Raw genomic sequence first — 23,943 nt, 5'->3', positions numbered from 1 at the left:
ACGTGTACCGGGCCACGGGTCCGTCGCAGAGGGTGGGTGCGCCTCGCAGGCGGTGCAGCCGCTGCGAGGGGTGCGGAGGCTCTGCGAGCTAGTCACGGGCGGCGAGGACGGCGTCGTAGAGGGCGCGGCGGGAGACGTTGTTGGCGGTGGCGATGTGGGCGCAGGCGTCCTTCAGACGCAGGCCTTGGGCGGTGAGGGTCTCGACCTCGGCGACGAGGTCGGCGGGGTCGGTGGCCTTGGGCTGGGCGCCCTCCAGGACGACGGTGATCTCGCCACGGGCGCTGTCGGCGGCCCAGTCGGCGAGTTCGGCCAGGGTGCCGCGCACGACCTGCTCGTAGGTCTTGGTGAGTTCGCGGCAGACGGCGGCGCGGCGGTCGGGTCCGAGCACCTCGACGGCGTCGGTGAGGCATTCGGCGAGCCGGTGCGGCGCCTCGAAGAAGACGCAGGCGCGCGGTTCCTCGCGCAACGTGCGCAGCCATTCCTTGCGCGGGCCCGACTTGCGCGGCGGGAAGCCGTCGAAACAGAAGCGCTCCACGGGCAGCGCGGACAGGGCGAGCGCGGTGGTGACGGCCGACGGGCCCGGCAGGCAGGTGACGGGCAGGTCGCGTTCGACGCAGGCCGCGACCATCCGATAGCCGGGGTCGCTCACCGAGGGCATGCCCGCGTCGGTGACCAGCAGCACCGTGCGCCCTGCCTCGATCTCGCCGAGCAGCGCGGGAACGCGGGCGGTTTCGACGTGGTCGTAGAAGCTCACCACGCGGCCGGTGATCTCGACGCCCAGCGCCTTGGCCAGCGCGCGGGTGCGCCGGGTGTCCTCGGCGGCGACCACGTCGGCGGACCCGAGGGCGTCGCGCAGACGCTGGGACGCGTCGCCGATATCGCCCATCGGCGTCGCCGCCAGCACCAGCCGCCCGCCCACCGATCCCCGGGCCGCGCCGTCCCCCGCTGTCGACTGGTCTGCCACCGCACTCCCGTCTCGCTCGACACCCGGCAACCACCGGACACCAGAAGCCTAGTGGGCGCATCAGGACCCAGTTCGTCGCTGACCCGCGATGGTCGAAGCGAAGGCGGCGGTACGAGTAGTGGGCGCAGCTGGACACAGTTCATCGATGACCCGCGTCGGAGCGAGGCCGAGGTACGCCCGGTGGGCGCGGTTGGAGCGCACGGAGGCACACCGAGTGGGCGCAGTTGGCCGGAGTTCGTCGCTGACACACGCACGGCGGTAGCGAAGGCGGAGGTACGCCTGGTGCGCTGCTGGACGCAGTTCGTCGACAACCCGCCGAAGTGGACGTTCGCCCGGTGGGTGCTTGCCGGGCGGAGTTCGTCGCTGACCCGTCCGTGGCTGAGGCGGAGGCGCAGGTACCGCCGGTGCACGCCGGTCGGACGTGATCCGTCGTCGGTTTGCGCGTGGCCGGAGCCCGACGCGCGGGTGTGAGTTGTACGTACCGATCAGTTTCGGGGTACCCCGGTCCTAATACGATCGGGGCGTGACCCAGGTGACCTCCCGCGCGACCGTACCCGGGGCAGTGCCCACCTGGTCGAGTCCAGCGCCGCTCCGGCCGTCGCCCGATTTCGGCCCCCTCGACACGCTGCGGGGGTGGCTGGTCACGGCTGTCCTGACCGCGTTCGCGGCGGTGACTCGGTTCACCATGCTGAACTATCCGACCGACGCGGGAACGCCGGTCTTCGACGAGAAGCACTACGCTCCGCAGGCCTGGCAGATGCTCACCGGCGGCGGGGTGGAGGACAACCCCGGCTACGGCCTGGTGGTGCATCCGCCGGTCGGCAAGCAGATGATCGCCATCGGCGAGTTCCTGTTCGGCTACAACGGCTGGGGCTGGCGGTTCACCGCGGCGCTCGCGGGCACCGTGCTGGTGCTGCTGGTGGTCAGGATCGCGCGCAGGCTGGCCAGGTCGACCCTGATCGGCGCGATCGCGGGCATCCTGGCGATCGCGGACGGGCTCCTTTTCGTCTCCTCCCGCATCGGCATGCTCGACATCTTCATGGCGCTGTTCGTCACAGCGGCCTTCGGCTGCCTGGTGGTGGACCGCGACGAGATGCGGGCCAGAATGGCGCGCGTCGACGTCGAAGGACGTATCGGTGCGACACCGTGGGGTCCGCGGCTCGGCGTGCGCTGGTGGCGTTTCGGCGCAGGCGTGCTGCTCGGGCTGGCGTGCGGCACCAAGTGGTCCGGCATCTATTTCATCGTGGCGTTCGGCATCCTGAGCGTCTGCTTCGACGTCGCCGCGCGGCGCGCGTACGGGGTGCGCAAGCCCTGGCTCGGCACGGCGCTGCGCGATGCCGGCCCCGCGCTCTACGCGCTCGTGCTGATCCCGCTCGGGGTGTATCTGGCCACCTACTGGGCCTGGTTCGCCAGCGAGACCGGCGTGTACCGGTACTCGGTCGGCAATCAGGTGGGGTCGGGAGGTCCGTGGTCGTTCCTGCCCGACGCGCTGCGCTCGCTGTGGTTCTACAGCGGCGAGTCGCTGCACTTCCACGAGGGCCTGACCAATTCCGCGGGCAACCACCATCCGTGGGAGTCCAAGCCGTGGACCTGGCCGATGGGTCTGCGGCCGATGCTGTACTACTACGCAGACACCAATGTCACCGGCTGTGCGCAGGCGCAGTGCGTCAAGGCGGTGATGCTGATCGGCACCCCGGCGATCTGGTGGGTCGCCTTCCCGGCGCTCGCCTGGATGCTGTGGCGCAGCGTGGTCCGGCGCGACTGGCGCTACGCCGCGGTGCTCACCGGCTACGGCGCGGCGCTGCTGCCCTGGTTCCTGACCCTGGACCGGCAGATGTACTACTTCTACGCCGTGCCGCTCGCCCCGTTCCTGATGATCGGCTTGGCGCTGGCGCTGGGTGACGTCATGGGCCCGGCTCGCCTGGTGCCGATACCGCGTAGTCCGTCGGGCACCTTCCTGCCCGCCGTCCCCAGCGAGCGGCACGGTCTCGGCCTGCTCGCCGTCTGCCTCTATCTCGGTCTGGTGATCGCGAACTTCATCTGGCTGTGGCCGATCCTGACCGCGCTGCCGATCACGCCGGGCAACTGGCACGACCACCTCTGGTTGCCGAGCTGGCGCTAGACGGAGGCCCGCCCGCGCGGCGGACCCCGTCCGGCGTCGATCAGTATCGGGTCTCCAGCGCGGATTTCACGTAGCGCAGGGCGGTTTCGTCGTCCAGGCCGAGCCGCCTGATGGCCGACACGTACGCGGTCGCGGCGCGTCCGGCCGCGTCGCGGGTGGGGTCGCCGGAGGACGCGATGAACGACCCCTGCCTACCCCTGGTCTCCAGCACGCCGTCGGCCTCCAGTTCGCGATAGGCGCGCGCGACCGTATTGGGCGCCAGGCCGAGCTGGGCGGCCAGGGCGCGCACGGTGGGAATCTTCGTACCCGCGGTCAGCTCGCCGGAACGCACCTGCGCGATGACCGCCAGCCGCAGCTGCTCGTACGGCGGGACGGGCGAATCGTGGCTGATCGTGACGGTGAACATAGGCGGCTCACACGTCGTCTCGGGCCAGCGGGCACGACAGGCATCGCGGGCCGCCGCGTCCCGAGCCCAGTTCCGAGCCGGGGATCGGCAACACCTCGATGCCCGCGTCCAGCAGCCGCGCGTTGGTCATCTCGTTGCGTTCGTAGGCGATCACGACGCCGGGGGCCACGGCGAGGGTGTTGTTGCCGTCGTCCCACTGCTCGCGCTCGGCGGTCACGCCGTCGAGTCCGGTGTCGATCACCCGGAGCTTGCCGATGCCCATCGCCTCGGCCGCGGCGGGCAGGAACGGATCGGGTCCGCGCATCGTCACCCCGCCGCCGCCCTCGCGGACGGCGTAGTCGTCCTCGCGGTGAATCGTGAACGCGCGCAGTTCGTCTCGGACCGCCGGGTACATCACCACGGCGTCGGTGTCGACCATGGTGCACACCGTGTCCAGGTGCATGGTCGCGCGCGTCTGCGCGATCGGGAGGACCAGCACCGTGTGCGCGAGACCGTCGTCGAACAGGCTGCGCGCCAATGCTTCCGCACCGGCGGGCGAGGTCCGCTCGCCGACGCCGACGGCGACGACGCCCGGCGCGAGCAGCAGCACGTCGCCGCCTTCGATCGGCGCGGTGTGCGATTCGTAGGCCCGCCGCACCCCGAGGAAGCGCGGGTGGAAGGCGTAGATGAGATCGGTCAGCGAGGTCTCCCGCATCCTGGCGGGCAGGGCGAGCGAGGTGATCGCGACGCGCGGGCCGACCCAGAACGAGGAGTCCCTGGTGAACAACAGGTTGGGCAGCGGGTCGATGACGAAGTCGGCGCCGTGGTGCATCCGCCGCACCAGGGAAGCGGCGTCGGGGCCGAACGGCAGCTCGTCGAAGGTCATGCCCGCCATCAGGATCTCGGCCAGTTCCGCGGCGGGCACACCGCGCAGATAGGCGGCCAGCTCGTCGGCCAAGGCGTGGCCGAGCCTGCGGGCGTCGACCGCGGCGGAGATGCCCTGGATCCGCGCCGCGCCGCTGGCCGCGATGGTTTCGGCGAGCAGATCCGAGAGCAACAGCACCTCGACGCCACGGCTGAGCAACACGTCCGCGAAGGTGTCGTGCTCCTGCTGGGCTCGCTCCACCCAGGGGATGCCGTCGAACAGCAATTGATCGTTGTTGCGCGGGGTGAGCCTGCGCAGTTCGGCGCCGGGCCGATGCAACAAGACCGTACGTAGGGCTCCTACCTCGGAAGTCACTCCGTAACGCGGTTCGCCGGCGCGGTCGGGCCCGCCCCCGCGCCTGTCCTTTTCGTGGTCGACGGGCACAGCGTCTGCTCCCATCCTCCGACCGTAGTTCGCGATCGGCGCAGCGGTACGGAAATCGGCACCCCAATGCCGTGAGGTGTCCGAATTCGTCCCCAGGACATCCTAACCTGAAGTATTGTTCAGGTGAATGGAGGAGTGTGATGTCGACAGCCGATTGGCGAGCAAAGGAACTGACCCCCGGGCAGCTGTCCGAGCGTAGCGGAGTAGCCGTCTCCGCGTTGCATTTCTACGAGCGCGAGGGGCTGATCACCAGCCGCCGCACGTCCGGGAATCAGCGCAGATACACCCGCGAGACGTTGCGCCGGGTCGCGTTCATTCGCATCTCGCAGCGGGTCGGCATACCGCTCAGCGAAATACGGGAGGCGCTGGACAAACTGCCCGAGAGCCGCACTCCGACCCGGCGCGACTGGGAGACCCTCTCCACGGCGTGGCGGGAGGATCTCGACGATCGCATCAGTCAGCTGATCCGCCTGCGCGACAACCTCACCGGCTGTATCGGCTGCGGCTGCCTCTCACTCGGCAGCTGCAAGCTCGTCAACGAGCGCGACCGGCTCGGCGACGACGGTCCCGGCGCCAGGGTGCTCGACACGCATCTCAACTGCCCGTCGAAACCGGCAGCGTGCTGAACTGGGCGCTGGCCCGGCGGATGACGAACTCGTACGGGAGGGCGAATTTGCGCGCCCACCAGTAGCCGAAGCGGATGTCGAACGAGCTGTAGATCAGGAACCGGTTGCGTTCGACGCCGCGCAGGATCGCGGCGGCCACCCGCTCGGGCGGCACCGCGTGCTTGGTGAACGCCTTGGTCAGCCTGCGCACCTTGGGATCGTCCTTGTCCACCCCGACCAGCTCGAAGCTGTGCACGAGCGGGGTGTTCACCGCGCCCGGCGCCACCAGGTGCACCGAGATGCCGTGGCGTTCCAGGTCGAAGCGCAGCACCTCGGAGACGCCGCGCAGGCCGTACTTGCCCGCGCTGTAGGCGGCGTGCCACGGCAGCGCGAGCAGCCCCGCCGCCGAGGACACGTTCACCAAGGCGCCGCCGCGGCCCGCGCGCACCATGGTCGGCACGAAGCTCTCGATGACGTGGATCGGCCCCATCAGGTTGATGTCGACCATGCGCCGCCAGTGCCGGTGCTCGAGGTTCTCCACGGTGCCCCACGCGGAGGTGCCCGCGACGTTCATGACCACGTCCATGGGGCCGTGCCGATCGTGCACGTCCGCGGCGAAGGCGGCCACGGCGTCGTAGTCGGTGATGTCGAAGGCCTGCGAGTCCAGCACCGTCCCGCCCGTGCCGCGGATCTCCTCGACGGTCGCCGCCAAGCCCTCGGTGTTGATGTCGGTGAGCACCAGTTCGCCGCCCTGCCCCGCCGCGGCGATCGCGGTCGCCTTGCCGATGCCGCTGGCCGCGCCCGTCACCAAGACCTTCGCGCCGCGCACCGTCTTGCGGCCGACGCTTCCTCGCCCCACTCCTCGCACTTCGGATCCCATCTCGCTAGCCCGACTCGGCCCAAGCAGGGTACTGCGCCCGCGCCGGACGCAGCGGCAGCTTGCCGATTCTCCGTGTGCCGCGTGACCGGGCCGCCGCTGGAATGGGGTGTGTCACGCTGCGGCGGGCCGGGGCGGGGTCCATGATCGGTGTATGACCACTTTGGAAAGCAAGGCCAAGGAACTGCTCGCGCTGCACCGTCCGGGCAATCCGGTCGTGCTGCCCACCGTGTGGGACGCATGGTCGGCGAATCTAGCTGTCGCCGCAGGCTTTTCGGCGCTCACCCTGGGTAGTCACCCGGTCGCCGACTCGATCGGGCGCAGCGACAACGAGGGCATGACCTTCGCCGAACTGCTGACTCGGGTCCGCCAGATCACCGAGGCGGTGGACGTGCCGATCTCCGTCGACATCGAAGCCGGATACGGCCACGAGCCCGCTCAGCTGATCGAGGGCCTGCTCGACGCGGGCGCGGTCGGCCTGAACATCGAGGACACCGTGCACAGCGAGGGCGGGCGGCTGCGCGGCGATCAAGAGCACGCCGACTTCGTGCACGGTCTGCGCGAGTTCGCCAACGCGGCAGGGGTGCACGTCGTGGTCAACGCCCGCACCGATCTGTTCCTCCGGCAGGTCGGCGACGAAGCCGACCGCATGGACCGGGCCATCGCCCGGCTGACGCTGGCCGCCTCCGCGGGCGCCGACGTGCTGTATCCGGTCGGGCGGCATTCCGACGCGGACATGCGCAGGCTGACCTCGGAACTGCCGCTGCCGGTCAACGCGATCGGTCTGCCGGACAAGTCGGACCGCGCGGAACTCGCCGCGCAGGGCGTGGCGCGGATCAGCTTCGGTCCCTACCTCCAGTTCGCGCTCGCGGCCGAGGCCAACCGGCTGCTCGAACGCTGGAAGTGACGCGGAAATCCATGCGTGGCACGGTGATTCATTCGCGGATCACCGTGCCGACGCGGGACGTCAGCTAGCACCGTACCGACGCAGGTCGGTCAGCTGGCACCGTGTCGGCGCAGGTCGGTCAGCTGGCACCGTGTCGACGCAGGTCGGTCAGCCAGCGCCGTGTCGACGCAGGTCGGTCACCGAGCGCCGTGCCGACGCTGGTAGGTCAGTCCTTCTTCTCCAAGTAGCGCGGGTACACCGGCTCCGGAGCGGGCAGCGGGACGCCCGGTGTGAGCGGCGTCGCGAGGTCGGCGAAGGTGCGGCCCTGCTGGGCGAGCAGGTCGAGGATCTTGGCGGCGGACCCTGGCAGCACCGGCTGCACCAGGATCGCGACGATGCGGACCACCTCGAGCGTCACGTACAGCACCGTCGCCATGCGGGCGAGATCTTCCTCGGTGCCCGACTTGCGCAGCGCCCACGGCGCCTGGGCCGAGAAGTACTTGTTGGTCTCGCCGAGGGTCAGCCAGATCGCCTCGAGCGCGAGATGCATCTGCTGGGCGTCGTATTCGGCGCGGCAGCGTTCCAGCAGACCGTTCGCGCGGTCGAGCAGCGCGCGATCCTCCGCGGTGAACTCGCCCGGCGCCGGCACGGCGGCGTCGCAGTTCTTGTTCACCATCGTCAGGCTGCGCTGCACCAGGTTGCCGAACTCGTTGGCCAGGTCGCTGTTGATCCGGCCGACGATGGCGTCGTGGCTGTAGCTGCCGTCCTGCCCGTAGGAGATCTCGCGCAGCAGGAAGAAGCGCACCGCGTCGACGCCGTATTCGTCGACGAGCTCGAGCGGGTCGACAACGTTGCCGACCGACTTCGACATCTTCTCGCCCTTGTTGTACAGGAAGCCGTGCACGAAAACGCGTTTCGGCAACTCCACGCCTGCCGACATCAGGAAGGCGGGCCAGTACACCGTGTGGAAGCGGGTGATGTCCTTGCCGATGATGTGCACGTCGGCGGGCCAGAACTTCTGGAACGCAGCCGATTCCGTGTCCGGGAAGCCGACGCCGGTGATGTAGTTGGTGAGCGCGTCCACCCAGACGTACATCACGTGGTCGGGGTGCTCGGGCACCGGCACACCCCAGTCGAAGGTGGTGCGCGAGATGGACAGGTCCTTCAGGCCCTCTTTCACGTAGCTGACGATCTCGTTGCGACGCGTTGCGGGCGCGATGAATTCGGGGTGCTCCTCGTAGAGCGCGAGCAGCCGGTCCTGGTACTTCGACAGCCGGAAGAAGAAGTTGGACTCCTCGGTCCACTCCACCGGCGTGTTGGTGTCGGTGGAGACGCGGCTGCCGTCGTCGAGCAGCGTGGTCTCCGCCTCGGTGTAGAACGCCTCGTCACGCACCGAGTACCAGCCCGAGTAGTTGTCCAGGTAGATGTCGCCGTTGGCGAGCATCCGCTCCCAGATCGCGATGCTGGCCACCTGGTGGTCGGCGTCGGTGGTCCGGATGAACCGGTCGTAGGAGACGTCGAGCGTCTTGTCGAGTTGCTCGAAGACATCGGAGTTGCGCGCGGCGAGCTCTTCCACCGGGATGCCCTCGGCGGTGGCGGCCTGCTGCATCTTCTGACCGTGCTCGTCGGTGCCGGTCATGAAGAACACGTCGTAGCCGTCGAGTCGCTTGAACCGGGCGATGGCGTCCGCCGAGATGTACTCGTAGGCATGCCCGATGTGCGGCGCACCGTTCGGGTAGGCGATGGCCGTTGTGATGTAGAAGGCGGGGCGTTCAGCTGCGCTCATGGTGTGTCTACTGTAATGCGCGTGCTTTCCGTCGCTCACGTGAATATCCCCGCAGGACCCGGCGGCCGCCCGGGTCGGTCGAGCGCAGGCGAGGCGGAGTCGTGAACGGAGGACGTCGCCCCGCGCCGGATCTGCCCGAGCCGCTTGCGCCGCTGGTGGACGCGCACACCCATCTGGACGCCTGCGGCGCCACCGACCCCGAGTCGACCGCCGCCATCGTGGACCGCGCCGCGTCGGTCGGCGTCGGCAAGGTGGTCACGGTCGCCGACGATCTGGCCGCCGCGCAGTGGGCCGTGCGGGCCGCGCACTGGGATGCGCGCGTCTACGCCGCTGTCGCGTTGCACCCCACCAGGGCCAACGCATTGGACGACGCCGCGAAGGCGGAGCTGGAGCGGCTGGCGGTGGACCCGAGGGTCGTCGCGATCGGCGAGACCGGCCTCGACTACTACTGGCCGGGCAAGCTCGACGGCTGCGCCGATATCGAGACCCAGGTCGAGGGTTTCCGCTGGCACATCGAGTTGGCCAAGCGGGTGCGCAAGCCGCTGATGATCCACAACCGCGAGGCCGACCACGATCTGCTGACCGTCCTGCTGGACGAGGGCGCGCCGTCGACGGTGATCTTCCACTGCTTCTCCTCGGACGCCAACATGGCGCTGTCCTGCGTCGCGGAGGGATACGTGCTGAGCTTCTCCGGCACGGTCAGCTTCAAGAACGCCCACGAGTTGCGCGAGGCCGCCAAGGTGGTGCCGGACGAGCAGATTCTGGTGGAGACCGACGCGCCGTATCTGACGCCGCACCCGTTCCGCGGCGCGCCGAACGAGTCGTACTGCCTGCCGTACACGGTGCGCGCGCTCGCCGAACTGCGCGAGCAGGATCCGCGCGAACTGGCCGAGATCACCACGGCGAACGCCCGGCGCGTCTACGGCATCTGAGGACGCGGGCCTGCGCGTACCCGGGTAAGGGGACTGGAAACCCTGCCTGTGGCCCACGTCACTCCGGGTCACGAAGGCTGTTATCTACCTGCGGTGTCGATATCGTTTCGTGATCTGCGACGGCCCAGGCGGCGAAGAAACGGTTGTTTGGGGCCAGTCTCTTCGTTATCGTACTGTGACCATGTCGCCTTTGACGAGGATCAACCAGTCCCGCTCGCCGCTGCTGTACGCGGCCGTCGCGGCGCTGTTGCTGACGCTCATCGTCGGCGCCTCGATGGCGATCGTGAACCGCAAGACGGTGACGATCGTCGTGGACGGCCAGCAGTCGATCCTGACGACCATGTCCCGCAACGTCGACGGCGTGCTGCGGGCGGCCGGATTCGACCTGACCGATCGCGACCAGGTCCGTCCCGGCCGCGGCTCCGCCGTGACGGACGGCGCGACGATCGTGCTGAACCGGGCGCGCGCGGTGGCGCTGACCGTGGACGGCAAGTCCGAGACGGTGTGGACCACCGGCCTCACCGCGGGCGAGGCGCTCGCTCAGCTGAAGCTCCCCGGCGACAGCTACGTCTGGCCCGCACGCGACGAGCGGCTGCCGCTGGACGGCGCGACGCTGCGGATCGCGAGCCCGCGCTCGGTGTCGCTGCTCGACGGCATCGGCGCGCCGGTCGACGTGCGGCTCGCGGCGCCGACCGTGGGTGAATTCCTCGCCGTCGCGGGCATTCCGCTCATCGAGCAGGACACCGTCGAGCCCGCGCCGAGCACCCCGCTGGCCGACGGCCTGCGAATCGTGGTGACCCGCAAGCGCATCGAGCGCCACACCGAGACGTTGCCGCTCGATCCCGCGGAGACCGTCATCGAAGACGAGACCATGAACATGAGCCGCACCATCGTGGAGAACCCCGGCGTGCCCGGCGTGCACGACGTGACTTTCGCGGTGACGATGGTCAACGGTCAGGAAGTCGATCGCAAGGCGGTCGAGTCGAAGGTCTCCGTTCCCGCCCAGCCCAAGACCGTGCGCAAGGGCACCAAGCCGGGCACCGAGGTGCCCGCGGTGCGCGACGGCCAGATCTGGGACGCGCTGGCCCGCTGCGAGTCCAACGGCAACTGGGCCATCAACACCGGCAACGGCTACTTCGGCGGCATCCAGTTCGACCAGAGCACCTGGGAACGGCAGGGCGGCCTGCGCTACGCCCCGCGCGCCGACATGGCGACCCGCGAGGAGCAGATCGCCATCGCCGAGGTGACCAGGGCTCGCCAGGGCTGGGGCGCCTGGCCCGCCTGCACCAGCAGGCTCGGCCTGAGCTGACCCACGCGTCGTCGCGGGGCGCCGTCCCCGGGTGGGGCGGCGCCGCAGTCGTTTTCGCGGTCGATCCCGCCTCGCCATCCCCCGACTCGGTTGTACACTCGGCCGGATTCGTGACGGTGCGGTCAGGGCGAGAGGGAAATCCGCGATGGGATTGCTACACACCGCGCGGCGTTCGGCGCTCGCCGCCGCGCTCGCCGTCGGAGCCGTGCTGTCCGGAACGAGCGCGCCCGCCGCGGCGGCGACGCCGGGCTCGGTGATCTCGGTGACCGCGCAACCCGACGGCTGGCACGGCATGTCCGGCGGCTCGGTGGTCGACTACTGGATGACCGGATCCGACGGCGCCCCGCACCGCGCGAGCGGCGCGCTGTTCCTGCCCGAGGGCACACCGCCGCCCGACGGCTGGCCGATCCTCGCCTACGACCACGGCAGTAGCGGGCTCGGACCCGGCTGCGGCGGTATGTCGCAACCCGAGCGCGCGCCGTTCCCCGCCATGCAGGGCAGGCAGGACCAGCTGCTTCGACGTCTGGTTTCGCAGGGCTTCGCTGTCGTAGCGCCCGATTACCTCGGTCTCGGGCGCTTCGACACCGGGCCGCACCCGTACCTCGAACTGCGCACCGAGGCGACCGCCACCATCGATCTGGTGCAGGCCGCCCGCGCAGCGCACCCGGAGTTGTCGCGCACCTGGGCGGTGTTCGGCGCCTCGCAGGGCGGGCAGGCCGCGCTCGGTACCGCGCAGCTTCAGGCGACCTACGCGCCGGACCTCGATTTCCGCGGCACCATCGCGGTCGACCCGGAGTCCGACGTGGAGAAGGTGCTTCCGCTGGCGGGCCCGGTGATCCCGACGATGTCGGACACCGCGGCGCCGATGAGCTTCTTCGTCAGCATCCTGGCCGGCGTGCGGGCGGCGCGGCCCGAGGTGCACGTCGACCAGTACCTGACGCCGCTGGGCCGAACCGTGCTCGACGAGGTCGGTGGCCTGTGCCTGGACCGGATCATCGAGCGCGTCGCGGGTCTCGGCATCGGCCAGCTGCTGGCCAGGCCGCTGTCCTCCGAGCCGATCCGCGCCGCGTACACCGACTACCTGACCGTTCCGGTGCGCGGCTACGACGCCCCGATCCTGTTGCTGGTCAACGCGACCGACACCGTGGTGCCCTCCCCGCTGCACGCGGCCCTGATCGCTCAGTTCGCCGCCAACGACGTCGACTCCGAGACCGTCTTCGGTACGGGTCAACACACCCAGCTGAATCCCGCCATGTGGACCGCCGTCGAAGCCTTCCTCGCCCGCATCCGCGAGACGCCCGCCGAGCGCTGAGCCTGGCGCTGCCGGTTCGCACGGGGCGATTCGGTTCCGGCCGCGTACACCCAGCCCACGCCAACCCGCGCTTCCGCCCCTCGCGCTGTTGGTCTCCACAGACCCTGTGGTCGCGGCGAGGCAGGTGGTGGACCTGCGTAGTGCTGCCGGGTGGGCGGGGGTAGGGCGTCGGGTTGGTAGGTTCTTCGGGTGTCCGATGCCGATGTTTCCGCGAGGGGGAGTGCTGCGCTGCTGGGGCCCGCCGAGGTGCGGGTGCTCGCCGAGCAGTTCGGGGTGCGGCCGACCAAACAGCTGGGGCAGAACTTCGTGCACGACGCGAATACCGTGCGGCGGATCGTCGCGGCGGCGGGAGTCGGGCGCGCCGACACCGTGCTCGAGGTGGGGCCCGGACTCGGCTCGCTGACGCTCGCGCTGCTGGACGTGGTGGATTCGGTGATCGCGGTCGAGATCGATCCGGTGCTTGCCGAGCATCTGCCGGTCACGGTCGCCGACCGGGCTCCCGAACTGGCCGACCGGCTGCGGGTGGTGCACGCCGACGCGCTGCGGGTCGCCGCCGCCGACCTGCCCGCCGCCCCGACCGCACTGGTGGCGAACCTGCCGTACAACGTCGCGGTGCCGGTGCTGCTGCACCTGCTCGCCGAATTGCCCAGCATCACAACCTCTCTGGTGATGGTGCAGGCCGAGGTGGCCGACCGCCTCGCGGCCGAACCGGGCAGCCGGATCTACGGGGTGCCCAGCGTGAAGGCCGGGTTCTTCGGCAAGGTGAGCCGCGCGGGCGCGGTCGGCACCCAGGTGTTCTGGCCCGTGCCGCGAGTGGAATCGGGCCTGGTGCGCGTGCAGCGCTTCGCCGAGCCGCCCTGGCCGATGGACGACGAGCACCGCCGCCGCGTCTTCGAGGTGGTCGACGCGGCGTTCGCGCAACGCAGGAAGACCTTGCGCGCGGCGCTGTCCGGTTGGGCCGGATCGCCCGCCGAGGCCGAACGTCGATTGGTCGCCGCCGGAATCGATCCGACCGCGCGCGGAGAAACCCTGGATACTGCCGCCTTCGTCAGGCTGGCCGCGCAAAAGTAGCGACCGCTTCCCGCGGCACTACGGCGGGGTGTGGCTTAGAGGGGCGCGGGAAACGCTGGTTACCGCGGCCATCGTCCGGCTCGCCGCGCAGAAGGAGCGATCGCCTTCGCAGCCGCACACGACCGGCGGGTCGTGGAATGCGCTGCTTCGGGCGATAGGCGGAGCGCGTCCCGAGGCGGTCAGCGGAAACGGCGCAGCCGCAGGCTGTTCGTGACGACGAAGACGCTGGACAGGGCCATCGCCGCCCCGGCGAGCATCGGGTTCAGCAGGCCCGCGGCGGCCAGCGGGATGGCCGCGACGTTGTAGCCGAAGGCCCAGAACAGGTTGCCCTGGATGGTGCGCAAGGTGGCGCGGGACAGGCGGATCGCGGTGGCGACGGCGCGTAGATCGTCGCGCACCAGCACGATATCGCCCGCTTCCGCCGCGACGTCCGTGCCGCCGCCCATGGCCAAGCCCAGGTCGGCGGCGGCCAGTGCGGGGGCGTCGTTCACGCCGTCGCCGACCATGGCGACCACTCGGCCTCGGTCCTGGAATTCGCGGACCACGCGCAGTTTGTCGTCGGGCAGCACCTCGGCGATGACCTCGTCGATGTCGACCCGGGCGGCGACCGAACGGGCAGTCGTCGCATTGTCACCGGTGAGCAGCACCGGCGTCAGCCCGAGGGCGCGCAGGTCGGCGACCGCCTCGGCGCTCGTCGGTTTCATCGCGTCGGCCAGCACCAGGACACCGCGCGCCATGCCGTCCCACGCGACGGCGATCGCGGTCGCGCCCTCGCGTTCGGCGTTCTCCTTCGCCGCGGCAAGGCGCTCGGGGAGGACGATGCCGCGTTCGGCCAGCAGTTCCGTGCGGCCGATCACCACGTCCCACCCGTCGACCACCCCGCACACGCCCATACCGCCATGACTCGTGAACCGCTGCACCGGTGCCAGCCGTAACCCGCGTTCACGCGCGCCCGCGACCACCGCGCGGGCAACGGGATGCTCGGAGCCGTGCTCCACTGCCGCCGCCGTAGCGAGCAATTCGTCGGCGGATGTTCGCACTTCACTGACGGGCGCGTGCGGTTCGTCGGCGCGCTCGTCCGTGATCACCTCGACCAACGCCATCCGCCCGGTCGTGACCGTCCCGGTCTTGTCCAGCACCACCGTGTCGATGCGCCGCGTCGACTCCAGCACCTGCGGGCCCTTGATCAGGATTCCCAGTTGCGCCCCGCGCCCGGTGCCGACGAGCAGCGCGGTGGGCGTTGCCAGGCCGAGCGCACACGGGCACGCGATGATCAGCACCGCGACCGCGGCGCCGCACGCCACCGCCGTCGGCGCGCCGGTGATCAGCCAATAGACCAGCGTCAGGCCCGCGATCACGAAGACGATCGGTACGAACACCCCCGCCACGCGGTCGGCGAGCCGCTGCACCGGCGCCTTTCCGTTCTGCGCCTCCTCGACCAGCGCCGCCATCTGGGCCAGCTGGGTATCGGAGCCCACCCGGGTGGCGCGCACGGTGAGCAGGCCGCCGGTGTTCACGGTCGCGCCGATCACCGTGTCGCCGGGGCCGACGTCCACCGGCAGCGACTCTCCGGTCAGCAGGCTCTGATCGACGGCCGAATCGCCCTCCACCACAACGCCATCGGTGGCGATCTTCGCGCCGGGCCGTACCAGGAACCGGTCGCCGACGCGCAGTGCATCGATGGGCACGAGCACCTCGGTGTCGCCGCGCAGCACCGAGACCTCCTTGGCGCCGAGTTCGATCAGGGCGCGCAACGCGGAACCGGCGCGGTCCTTGGCCCGCGTCTCGGCGTAGCGACCGGCCAGGATGAACACGATCACGCCTGCGGCCACCTCGAAGTACACATTGGACGCGGCGTCGGCGCGGGCGATGCCGAGGCTGAACGAGTGCTTCATACCGGCCATCCCGGCGTGCCCGAAGAACAGCGCGTACACCGACCAGCCGAACGCGGCGAGGGTGCCGACCGAGATCAGCGTGTCCATCGTCGCGGTGCCGTGCCTGGCGTTGATCAGGGCGGCGCGATGGAATTCGTACCCGCCCCAGCACACCACGGGCGCGGCCAGGGTCAGCGAAAGCCATTGCCAGTTCTCGAATTGCAGCGCGGGGATCATCGCCATGGCGATCACCGGAACGGCCAGCGCCAGGCTGACGAGCAGGCGGTGGCGCAGTGTGGCGAGTGCCGCGTCGTGGGACTCGTCGGCTTCGGTCGAGGGCGGCTCGGGCAGGTGCGCGGTGTAGCCCGCGTTTTCGATCGTGGTGATCAGCTGTTCCGCTGAAACAGACTGTGGATAGCGAATTTTTGCCTTCGCTGTCGCGAAATTCACGGTGGCTGTGACGCCGTCGAGCCTGCTCAGTTTCTTTTCGATGCGCGCGGCGCAGGACGCGCAGGTCATGCCGCCGATCTCGAGTTCGAGAGCGGCATGGCCCGCGGTCGCGGTCATCGGTGTTCGCCACCCGGATGATGTCCGGCGCCGGATGTGGATGGCGCTGTGGAGAGCGGCGCGAATTCGAGGGTGAATTCGGCGGTGTGCACCGAACCACCGTGCGCGAATTCGAAATACAGCCGATAGGGGCCAGGCACGGGCGGCTCGACGTGGAACGCCGCCTCCGGGCCGGGGCTCGTCCGGCCGACCTCGCCCTGCGGATGCGCGTGCAGGTAGGCGAGGGACGGCGCGTGCAGGCCGACCAGGTGCGCGTAGGCGCCGAGGTACGGCTCGAGATCGGTGACGGGCCTGCCGTCGCGGGTCACGGTGAACCGCAGGTCGCCCGAGTCGCGCTGCAACCGGACCTGGTAGCCGTCCACCGAAGCGGTCTCGGCGGCGGGCGGCAGCGGCCGCGCGGCCGCGTCCCCGGTGACCGTGACGGTGCGGCTCAGCACAAGCCCGGCCCCGTCGCCCAGCTCCGGCGCGAAGTCGGCGAACACCCGGTACGTCCCCGGTGTGGCCCAAGTCCATTCGACCGACCAGGTGCCGTCGGCCGCCATCGTCGGATGCGCGTGCCGAAACTCGGCGCCGTCCGACCGGGCGACCACGAGATGCAGTGGCTTCTCGTGCCGGACGGCGAACCGGGTGACCGGCGCGCCGTCGGGACCGGTGATGCGGAAGTGCAGGGGACCGGCGCGGTTCGGCGACGCGGGGGCGCTCAGGTCGGCGAGGGTGTAGCCGGATTCGGAGTCCGACAACCCGGTCGACCGGTACGACCCGTCGAGGACGACGCCGCTGTGCTCGACGCCCCGGTCGGACGGATCGCCCACCAGGACGCCGATTCCGAGCGCGGCGCCGAGCAACACGACGAGCCCGCCACCGAACGCGGCGAACCGCAGCCGATCCCGCATCAGACGGCGACCTCGTACCCCGCCTCGTCGACCGCGGCGGCCACGTCGGCATCGGCCAGCGGCGCGGCGCTGGCCACGCGCACGGCCCCGGTCGCGAGGTCGACGTCGACGCTGGTGACGCCATCGATCTTGCCGATCTCCGTCTTGACCGAGCCGGCGCAGTGCCCGCAGGTCATTCCCTTGACGGTGTAAGTGGTGGTGGCCATCTCCAACTCCTTCGCTCGCTGCAATCATACGGTGCCGGGGTATCTCCGACGAAGGAGAACATACCCCCTGTGGGTATGTGTCCGCAAGTGATTCGGCCCGGCTCGTTCAGTCGGCAGGCCACGCCAGCATCGCCAGCTCGGCCACCCGCTCCAGCTCGTCCCGGCTCGCTCCGTCCCGCGCCGCCTGCGACATCCCTTGCAGGACCGTCGCCACGAAGCGCGCCAGGGTCGCGGCGTCGGTGTCGGCGGGCAGCTCGCCCGTGTCGATGTCGGCCTGAATGCGCGCGGCGAACGTGGCGACGTTGCGATTGCGTAGTCCGCGAAGGAATTCGGCGACCTCCGCGTTCGTGGTGTTGACGGCCGCGCTGATCACCAGGCATCCCGCGGGCCTGCCGGGTGCGGTGTATTCGGCGGCCGCCTCGCGCAGGATCCGGCGGGTCATCGCGGTCGCCGTCGGCTCCTCGGCGATGGCGCGGGCGGTGAAGCCGCCGTAGTTGTCGCCGTAGTTCGCCACGGCCTCGGCGAAGAGCTTCGCTTTGTCGCCGAACGCCGCGTACAGGCTCGGTGGGCCGATGCCGAGTTCCTTGGTCAGGTCTCCGATCGAGGTGGCCTCGTAGCCGCGTTCCCAGAACAGGCGCAGCGCCTTGTCCAGCGCCGCTTCTCGGTCGAAGGAACGAGGTCGGCCCCTGGTCGCTGTGCTCATGACCCCGATTTTATAGCGATCACTAGATAATCTGCTACTGTCCCCTTCTGTAGTGATCGCTAGAGAAAGGAGCCCGGTCATGGGCGCACTGACGGGTAAGACGGCACTGGTGACCGGCGGCAGCCGCGGCATCGGGCGCGCCGTCGCGGAACGACTGGGACGCGACGGCGCGCGAGTCGCCGTGCACTACAACGGAAACGAGCAGGCCGCGAAGGACACCGTCGCCGCGATCGAAGCGGCGGGCGGCGCCGCCTTCGCGCTCCGCGCCGAACTCGGCGTGCCAGGCGACGCGGCCGCGCTGTGGGCGGCCTTCGACGCACACGCCGACGGCCTGGACATCCTGGTGAACAACGCGGGCACCGACGGCATCCGCGAGCCGATCGGCGGCACCGACGAGGCGGCCTTCGACCGGGTCTTCGCGATCAACACCAAGGCGCCGTTCTTCGTGACCAAACTCGGGCTGGACCGGCTCCGCGACGGCGGGCGCGTCGTCAACGTCTCCACCGGACTGACCCACGGGCTCGGCATGCCCGAGCTGATCGCGTACACGATGACGAAGGCGGCTATCGACTCGTTCACCGCGGTGCTTGCCAAAGAGGTCGGGGCCCGCGGCATCACGGTGAACGCGGTCGCCCCCGGCGTGATCGACACCGACATGAACGCGGGGTGGCTGCGCAATCCCGAGGCCGAGGCGGCGGTCGCGGCGTTCTCGCCGCTGCGCCGGGTGGCGCAGCCCGCCGAGGTCGCCGATATCGTCGGCTTCCTCGCTTCCGCGGACGCCCGCTGGGTGACCGGTCAGTGGATCGACGCGACCGGCGGTGCGCTGTTGTGACCAAACGGATCACGGCGGGTGAATGACGGATATCGAGCCCGGCAGTTGTCGGACCCACCCACTAGGCTTGAACACCGTGCTGTCAGTAGTGCCCAGCCCCGTCACCGTGCGCGCGCCGTCGAAGGTGAATCTCCACCTCGGCGTCGGCGACCTGCGCGCGGACGGGTACCACGACCTGACCACGGTGTTCCAGGCGCTCTCGCTCAGCGACGATCTCGAACTCGCGCCCTCGTCGGCGCTGACCGTCCGGGTGACCGGCGAGGGCGCGGCCGAGGTGCCCACCGACCGCAACAATCTGGTGTGGAAGGCCGCTGTGCGCCTCGCGCACCTCGCGGGCAGGGCCCCGCTGGTGGAAATCACCATCAGCAAAGGCATTCCGGTCGCGGGCGGCATGGCGGGCGGCAGCGCCGACGCGGCCGCCGCGCTGGTCGGCCTGAACGAGCTCTGGGACATCGGCCTTTCCCGCGACGAATTGGCCTCGGTCGCCGCCGAACTCGGCAGCGACGTCCCGTTCGCGCTGCACGGCGGTACCGCGCTCGGCACCGGCCGCGGCGAACGCCTGCTTCCCGTCTTGTCCCGCAACACCTTTCACTGGGTGCTCGCGCTGGCCAAGGGCGGGCTGTCGACGCCGTCGGTCTTCGCCGAGCTGGACCGGCTGCGCGAACTGGGCGAACCACCGCGGCTCGGCGAACCCCAGCAGCTGATGCAGGCGCTGGCCTCCGGCGATCCGGACCAGCTCGCTCCGCTGCTCGGCAACGACCTCCAGGCGGCCGCGGTCTCGCTGAAGCCGGAGCTGCGGCGCACGCTGCGCGCCGGCGTCGGCGCGGGCGCGCTCGCGGGCCTGGTCTCCGGCTCCGGGCCCACCTGCGCCTTCCTCTGCGAGAGCGAGGACGCCGCCGTCGCGGTGGCCGCGGAACTCGCGGGCGCGGGCGTCGCCCGCAGCATCCGCACCGCGAGCGGGCCGGTGCCGGGCGCGCGGATCATCGACACGGACACGTCGGCCAAGCGCTGATCCCGCCGCGCATCGACCGCGCGCGGGCGCCCGTGGCCGGGTGAGTAGGCTCGTACGGTCGGCAAATCACCCGGAGAGGCGGGCTAGCAGCGTTCATGTCCAACCTGATCAACCTGGAGCAGGTCTCCAAGAGCTTCGGGATCAAGCCCCTCCTGGACAACGTCTCGCTCGGCGTGCACGCGGGGGAACGCATCGGCGTGGTCGGCCTCAACGGCGGCGGCAAGACCACACTGCTCGAGGTGCTCACCGGCATCGAGGAACCGGACAGCGGCCGGGTGAGCAGGCTAGGCGGGCTGCGGATTGCCGTGGTCACGCAGCGCGGCACGCTGCCCGAGGGCGCCACCGTCGGTGAGGTGGTGCTGGCCGGCCTCGCGGACGATCAGATGACCGACGGCGTCGCCGAACACGAATGGGCCGCGAACCCGCGGATCCGGACCGTCCTCGACGGCATCGGCATCCAGGGCCTCGGCATGGAAACCCCGGTCGCCAACCTGTCCGGCGGTGAGCGCCGCCGCGTCGCGCTGGCCGCCGCGCTGGTGCGCGAGCTCGACCTGCTCGTGCTGGACGAGCCGACCAACCACCTCGATGTCGAGGGCGTGCAGTGGCTGGCCGCGCACCTGCTGAGCCGCCGCTCCGCCCTGGTGGTCGTCACCCACGACCGCTGGTTCCTCGACACCGTCGCCACCAACACCTGGGAGGTCGTCGGCGGCAAGGTCGAAAGCTACGAAGGCGGTTACGGCGACTGGATCTTCGCGCGCGCCGAACGAGCGAGGCAGGCCGACGCGAGCGAGGCGCGGCGGCGCAATCTGGCCCGCAAGGAGCTGGCCTGGCTGCGGCGCGGTCCGCAGGCGCGCACCTCCAAACCGCGCTACCGGGTGGAGGCCGCCGAGGCGCTGATCGCCGACGTGCCGCCGCCGCGCGACAGCGTCTCGCTGGCCGCGTTCGCCCGAAAGCGCCTGGGGCGGGTCGTCATCGAGCTCGAGGACACCACACTCGCCACGCCGGACGGCCGCGAGCTCGTGCGCGACCTGACCTGGCGGCTCGCGCCGGGAGAGCGAGTCGGCCTGGTCGGCGTCAACGGCTCGGGCAAGACCACCCTGCTGCGCGCGCTGGCCGGTGACGCCGCGCCCGCCGCGGGCAAGCGCATCCAGGGCCAGACCGTGCAGATCGGCTGGCTGCGACAGGAACTCGACGATCTGCCGACCGATATGCGCGTGCTCGAGGCGGTGCAGCAGGTCGCGCAGCGAATAATGCTGGGAGACAAGGAGATCTCGGCAGGTCAGCTGGCCGAGCGGCTCGGTTTCACCCCGGCCCGCCAGCGCACGCCGGTCGGCGATCTGTCCGGCGGTGAGCGGCGCAGGCTGCAGCTCACTCGCATCCTGATGGCCGAGCCCAACGTGCTGCTGCTCGACGAGCCGACCAACGACCTGGACATCGACACCCTGCAGCAGCTGGAGGATCTGCTCGACAACTGGGCGGGCACCCTGGTGGTCATCAGCCACGATCGCTACCTGATCGAGCGCATCTGCGACTCCAATTGGGCGCTGTTCGGCGACGGGAAACTCACCAACCTGCCCGGCGGCATCGAGGAATACCTGAACAAGCGGGCCGCGCAGGGCGCACCCGCGCCCGCCCGCGCCTCTGCCGACAAGCCCGCCGCGACGGCCACCGATTCCGCGGCCTACCGGGCGGCCCGCAAGGAACTCACCCGGCTGGAGCGCGCCATCGACAAGCTGTCCGAACGCGAAGAGCGCCTGCACGCCGCCCTCGCCGACGCCGCCACCGAACCGGACAAGCTCGTCACCCTCGGCGCCGAACTCAAACAGGTACTCGCCGAGAAGGAAACCGCCGAAGAACGCTGGCTCGAACTCGCCGACGGCGTCTGAGGACCCGTGGCGGGCCACCCGTTCGCAGCCCGTCGACGTGGTCCCGCATACCGTCCGCACGCTTCACACAAGCCACGCCTGCGTGAAGCGTGCGTGTGGTGTGTGGCAACCCAGCTCGCGCGCGAAGGCACGGCGGGGTCCGCTCAGCTGGACTCGGCGCGGCCTTCGGTCACCACCGGTAGGCACGTCTGCACGAAGTCCGCGCCGAAGGTCGTGAGCACGATGCTGCGGTAGTGCACCTTGGTGCCGAATCCGGAGCGCTTCAACAGCTCTCGCACCGGCGACTGCGCTTCCAGCAGCTGGTAGCGGTTCGGATTGTCGACCGGTTCCTTGGCGAACTCGATCAGCCCGAGTCTGCGCAGGTTGGTGAGGTACTGGGGCACCCGGTTCGGGAAGCGCAGCCCGGCCTGTTCGCCGATCAGCGTGAGCCCGGACAGGTAGCGCTCCGCGCCGAGCGCCCTCGGCCGTCCGACGCGGATGTCGATCGAGGGCTGTGGGCCGTCCACGTGCAGGAAGCGCAGGATGCGCGCCTCGTCGGGTGTCAGCTCCGCGAGCATTCCGGCGAAGGCGGGGTGGATTTCGGACGCCTCGGCGTGTGTGCTCGCCGAGAGGCGCAGCAGCGCGGCGCCCTGTTCGCGCAGGGTGGGCACGGCCGGATCGGTGCGCTCGGGCGTCGCGGCGGGCAGACCGAGCGCCCGGCGCACGGCGTCGCGGACCTCGGCTTCGGCCTCGGCGAGCACTTCGCGCGGCGGCACGCCCGCGATGCTGCCCTTCACCACGGTCCCGGTGACGCCGAGCGCGGTGTCGACGGTCCACGCGGTGACTTCGGAGGCGGCCGTGAAGGCGACCTTGGCCACCCCGCTCGCGGCGCGTACAGTCTCGCGCGGCGACGGCACGCGGCGTTTGGCGGGCGGCTTCGCCGCCGGTTCGATATCGGAGAGCGGCCACCGGGCGAGCTCCGTCGACGGCGCGACGGGTGCGGAATGCTCGGCGGCCTGGATATCGTCGCCGACCGCGTCGGCGTCCGATCCCGCGTTGTTCTCGCCCGAGCCCGTCATAGCCATGTCGTCGCCACTCCCATTCCGAAGATCAGAATGTGAGCGTATCCGGCGAAGAGGCCCAGCGCGCCGCCATGGACGAAAAGCAACCATTCATCCTGTTTGATGGCCGAGCGCAGCATTTCCACGAAGTCGGGCGGCTGTAGGGCGGACATCTGTTTGGCGATGTAATCGTTGATCTGCTTGCCCTGCTGGACATTGAAGTCCGGATCGGCGAACGCGATCGGCGCGATGGACATCGCCTCGGTGGTCAGCGTCGCCTGCAGCGAGTCGTATTCGCGGCTGCCGAGCATGAATTTCACCGCGGGCCGCGCCGGACCGAGCGCGCGGTCGGCGGCCGGGCGGAGGGTGTCCTCCAGCATCTGCATGGTGCGATCCGAGCGCGGACCGTTGAGCAGTTCGTCGCCGATGTTGGCGACCGTCATCACCTGACTCGACACCAGTTCGGCGTAGCCGTCGGTGATCTCGGACTGGCGCTTGATCAGCAGACCCTGCCGCCACGGGCACCACCACTTCGGGTAGGCCGGGGCGAAGATCATGTTGATGCCGATCCAGTTGACCACCCACCCGATGATCACACCGCCGATCGGCAGCACCACCCACGTCGACCATCCGGTGACGTGCAGGATGAGCACGAGCAGCGCACCCATCGGCGCGCCGAAGTAGAAACCGAAGTTCTGCATGAACCGCAGCTCTTTGGCGCCGAGCACCTGGAACAGCGTGTTGAGCAGCTGCGGTCGCGCCTGGAAGTAGCGGATCACCATTTGCTTGACGTCGATCAGCTGATCGATGTTGGCGCCGAGTTCCTCGGTCAGCTCGCGCAGGATCTCGGGCAGCTGCTGGCGCACCCGCGCGTGCACCATCTCGCGCACCTGACCGGGCAGGTTGTACCAGAGCTGCGGGTGCTCACGGCGCAGGATTTCTTCGACGATGTCGGTGATCTGCGCGTCGGCGATGCTGGCCAGATGCTCGGCCAGCTTGTCGGGTTCCAGTTCGCGATAGAAGTCGGAGACGCTACCGAGCTTGGCGAGTCCTTTGTCGACGGCGATGCTGGCCATTTTGTCGGCACGTGAGGGAACGATGCCCTGCCAGCCCATTCTGCCGTCGTAACTGAGCAGCGGCAGCACCTGGATTCGCTTGGGCAGGAAAGGATAGAGCGCCCGCAGGCCGGGCACCCGGACGCCGTGAAAGGCGATGGGCTGGAACAGCATGAGCACGCCGGTCCAGTTGGTGATGTAGCCGATCACTCCTGTGAAAAGCGGAATGGTCAAAAGCTCGAGGAGGATCGTGGGGTGAACTCCGAAAACACTCTCTAACAACGACACCCTCCTGCCGAAAAACCGGTGATCGCCGC

21 protein-coding genes are annotated in these 23,943 nt (G+C 70.0%); 10 read left to right on the top strand and 11 right to left on the bottom strand.

All coding sequences use genetic code 11. From position 1 onward, the window contains the following. Positions 1-88: 88 nt before the first annotated feature. Positions 89-919, bottom strand: a complete 831-nt coding sequence (gene rsmI / locus AC3ERS_RS07580) for a 16S rRNA (cytidine(1402)-2'-O)-methyltransferase (protein WP_431965385.1) — start codon at positions 917-919, stop codon at positions 89-91. A 568-nt stretch (positions 920-1,487) separates the two neighbouring features. On the opposite strand from rsmI, the gene AC3ERS_RS07575 reads away from it, so the two are divergent. Then, on the top strand, positions 1,488-3,086 hold the full coding sequence (locus AC3ERS_RS07575; RefSeq protein WP_431964899.1) for a dolichyl-phosphate-mannose--protein mannosyltransferase: 1,599 nt from the start codon (positions 1,488-1,490) through the stop codon (positions 3,084-3,086). Between the two features lie 40 nt (positions 3,087-3,126). Here AC3ERS_RS07575 and AC3ERS_RS07570 read toward each other — a convergent pair whose 3' ends face one another. Next, entirely contained in the window at positions 3,127-3,492 is a 366-nt protein-coding gene (locus AC3ERS_RS07570) for a GntR family transcriptional regulator (RefSeq protein WP_431964897.1), read from the bottom strand. 7 nt (positions 3,493-3,499) lie between these two features. Beyond that, positions 3,500-4,795 carry an arginine deiminase gene (gene arcA / locus AC3ERS_RS07565; protein WP_431964895.1) on the bottom strand — a complete coding sequence of 432 codons (1,296 nt, stop codon included), beginning with the start codon at positions 4,793-4,795 and terminating at the stop codon, positions 3,500-3,502. A 125-nt stretch (positions 4,796-4,920) separates the two neighbouring features. On the opposite strand from arcA, the gene soxR reads away from it, so the two are divergent. Beyond that, the gene (gene soxR, locus AC3ERS_RS07560) at positions 4,921-5,406 is read left to right on the top strand and encodes a redox-sensitive transcriptional activator SoxR (protein WP_431964893.1); all 486 of its coding nucleotides are present in this window, start codon (positions 4,921-4,923) and stop codon (positions 5,404-5,406) included. Here soxR and AC3ERS_RS07555 read toward each other — a convergent pair. After that, positions 5,375-6,265, bottom strand: coding sequence for an SDR family oxidoreductase (locus AC3ERS_RS07555; RefSeq protein ID WP_431964891.1), 891 nt, complete (start codon positions 6,263-6,265; stop codon positions 5,375-5,377). The two genes, soxR and AC3ERS_RS07555, sit on opposite strands and share 32 nt — an antisense overlap. Before the next feature lie 151 nt (positions 6,266-6,416). Between AC3ERS_RS07555 and AC3ERS_RS07550 the strand changes: the two genes are divergently transcribed. Further along, on the top strand, positions 6,417-7,169 hold the full coding sequence (locus AC3ERS_RS07550) for an isocitrate lyase/PEP mutase family protein (protein ID WP_431964889.1): 753 nt from the start codon (positions 6,417-6,419) through the stop codon (positions 7,167-7,169). Between the two features lie 205 nt (positions 7,170-7,374). Here the strand turns inward: AC3ERS_RS07550 and metG are convergent, their stop codons facing one another. Further along, positions 7,375-8,973 carry a methionine--tRNA ligase gene (gene metG, locus AC3ERS_RS07545; protein ID WP_431964887.1) on the bottom strand — a complete coding sequence of 533 codons (1,599 nt, stop codon included), beginning with the start codon at positions 8,971-8,973 and terminating at the stop codon, positions 7,375-7,377. A 62-nt stretch (positions 8,974-9,035) separates the two neighbouring features. Here metG and AC3ERS_RS07540 point away from each other — a divergent pair, with 62 nt between their 5' ends. From AC3ERS_RS07540 to rsmA, 4 genes are all read left to right on the top strand, one after another. Next, on the top strand, positions 9,036-9,866 hold the full coding sequence (locus AC3ERS_RS07540; RefSeq protein WP_431964885.1) for a TatD family hydrolase: 831 nt from the start codon (positions 9,036-9,038) through the stop codon (positions 9,864-9,866). Positions 9,867-10,047: 181 nt separating this feature from the next. After that, complete coding sequence (locus AC3ERS_RS07535) at positions 10,048-11,175, top strand: resuscitation-promoting factor (protein WP_431964883.1); 1,128 nt, start codon at positions 10,048-10,050, stop codon at positions 11,173-11,175. A 145-nt stretch (positions 11,176-11,320) separates the two neighbouring features. Next, complete coding sequence (locus tag AC3ERS_RS07530) at positions 11,321-12,487, top strand: alpha/beta fold hydrolase (protein WP_431964881.1); 1,167 nt, start codon at positions 11,321-11,323, stop codon at positions 12,485-12,487. A 189-nt stretch (positions 12,488-12,676) separates the two neighbouring features. Continuing rightward, positions 12,677-13,558 carry a 16S rRNA (adenine(1518)-N(6)/adenine(1519)-N(6))-dimethyltransferase RsmA gene (rsmA, locus tag AC3ERS_RS07525; protein ID WP_431964879.1) on the top strand — a complete coding sequence of 294 codons (882 nt, stop codon included), beginning with the start codon at positions 12,677-12,679 and terminating at the stop codon, positions 13,556-13,558. Positions 13,559-13,737: 179 nt separating this feature from the next. Here the strand turns inward: rsmA and AC3ERS_RS07520 are convergent, their stop codons facing one another. From AC3ERS_RS07520 to AC3ERS_RS07505, 4 genes are all read right to left on the bottom strand, one after another. Continuing rightward, positions 13,738-15,999 carry a heavy metal translocating P-type ATPase gene (locus AC3ERS_RS07520; protein WP_431964877.1) on the bottom strand — a complete coding sequence of 754 codons (2,262 nt, stop codon included), beginning with the start codon at positions 15,997-15,999 and terminating at the stop codon, positions 13,738-13,740. Next, positions 15,996-16,892 (bottom strand): hypothetical protein, encoded by an 897-nt coding sequence (locus tag AC3ERS_RS07515; RefSeq protein ID WP_431964875.1) that lies wholly within the window; start codon positions 16,890-16,892, stop codon positions 15,996-15,998. The genes AC3ERS_RS07520 and AC3ERS_RS07515 overlap by 4 nt, the downstream gene beginning before the upstream one ends. After that, positions 16,892-17,098 (bottom strand): heavy-metal-associated domain-containing protein, encoded by a 207-nt coding sequence (locus AC3ERS_RS07510; protein WP_431964873.1) that lies wholly within the window; start codon positions 17,096-17,098, stop codon positions 16,892-16,894. The genes AC3ERS_RS07515 and AC3ERS_RS07510 overlap by 1 nt, the downstream gene beginning before the upstream one ends. Positions 17,099-17,204: 106 nt before the next feature. Further along, complete coding sequence (locus tag AC3ERS_RS07505; protein ID WP_431964871.1) at positions 17,205-17,801, bottom strand: TetR/AcrR family transcriptional regulator; 597 nt, start codon at positions 17,799-17,801, stop codon at positions 17,205-17,207. A gap of 79 nt (positions 17,802-17,880) precedes the next feature. Here AC3ERS_RS07505 and AC3ERS_RS07500 point away from each other — a divergent pair, with 79 nt between their 5' ends. The 3 genes from AC3ERS_RS07500 to AC3ERS_RS07490 all read left to right on the top strand — a co-directional run bounded on the left by AC3ERS_RS07500 (position 17,881) and on the right by AC3ERS_RS07490 (position 21,531). Further along, entirely contained in the window at positions 17,881-18,633 is a 753-nt protein-coding gene (locus tag AC3ERS_RS07500; protein ID WP_431964869.1) for an SDR family oxidoreductase, read from the top strand. Between the two features lie 76 nt (positions 18,634-18,709). Next, complete coding sequence (locus AC3ERS_RS07495; RefSeq protein ID WP_431964867.1) at positions 18,710-19,645, top strand: 4-(cytidine 5'-diphospho)-2-C-methyl-D-erythritol kinase; 936 nt, start codon at positions 18,710-18,712, stop codon at positions 19,643-19,645. Between the two features lie 95 nt (positions 19,646-19,740). Next, positions 19,741-21,531: an ABC-F family ATP-binding cassette domain-containing protein gene (locus tag AC3ERS_RS07490; protein WP_431964865.1), complete on the top strand. Its 1,791-nt coding sequence runs from the start codon at positions 19,741-19,743 to the stop codon at positions 21,529-21,531. A 143-nt stretch (positions 21,532-21,674) separates the two neighbouring features. Here the strand turns inward: AC3ERS_RS07490 and AC3ERS_RS07485 are convergent, their stop codons facing one another. Further along, entirely contained in the window at positions 21,675-22,595 is a 921-nt protein-coding gene (locus AC3ERS_RS07485; protein WP_431964863.1) for an Abi-alpha family protein, read from the bottom strand. Next, the gene (locus AC3ERS_RS07480) at positions 22,586-23,860 is read right to left on the bottom strand and encodes a DUF445 domain-containing protein (RefSeq protein ID WP_431964861.1); all 1,275 of its coding nucleotides are present in this window, start codon (positions 23,858-23,860) and stop codon (positions 22,586-22,588) included. Before AC3ERS_RS07480 ends, AC3ERS_RS07485 begins: the two co-directional genes overlap by 10 nt. Between the last annotated feature and the right edge of the window lie 83 nt (positions 23,861-23,943).

This window comes from Nocardia sp. bgisy134, assembly GCF_057708325.1.
Note: the sequence above shows the minus strand (reverse complement) of the source record. Positions and strands in the feature narration are given on the sequence as shown.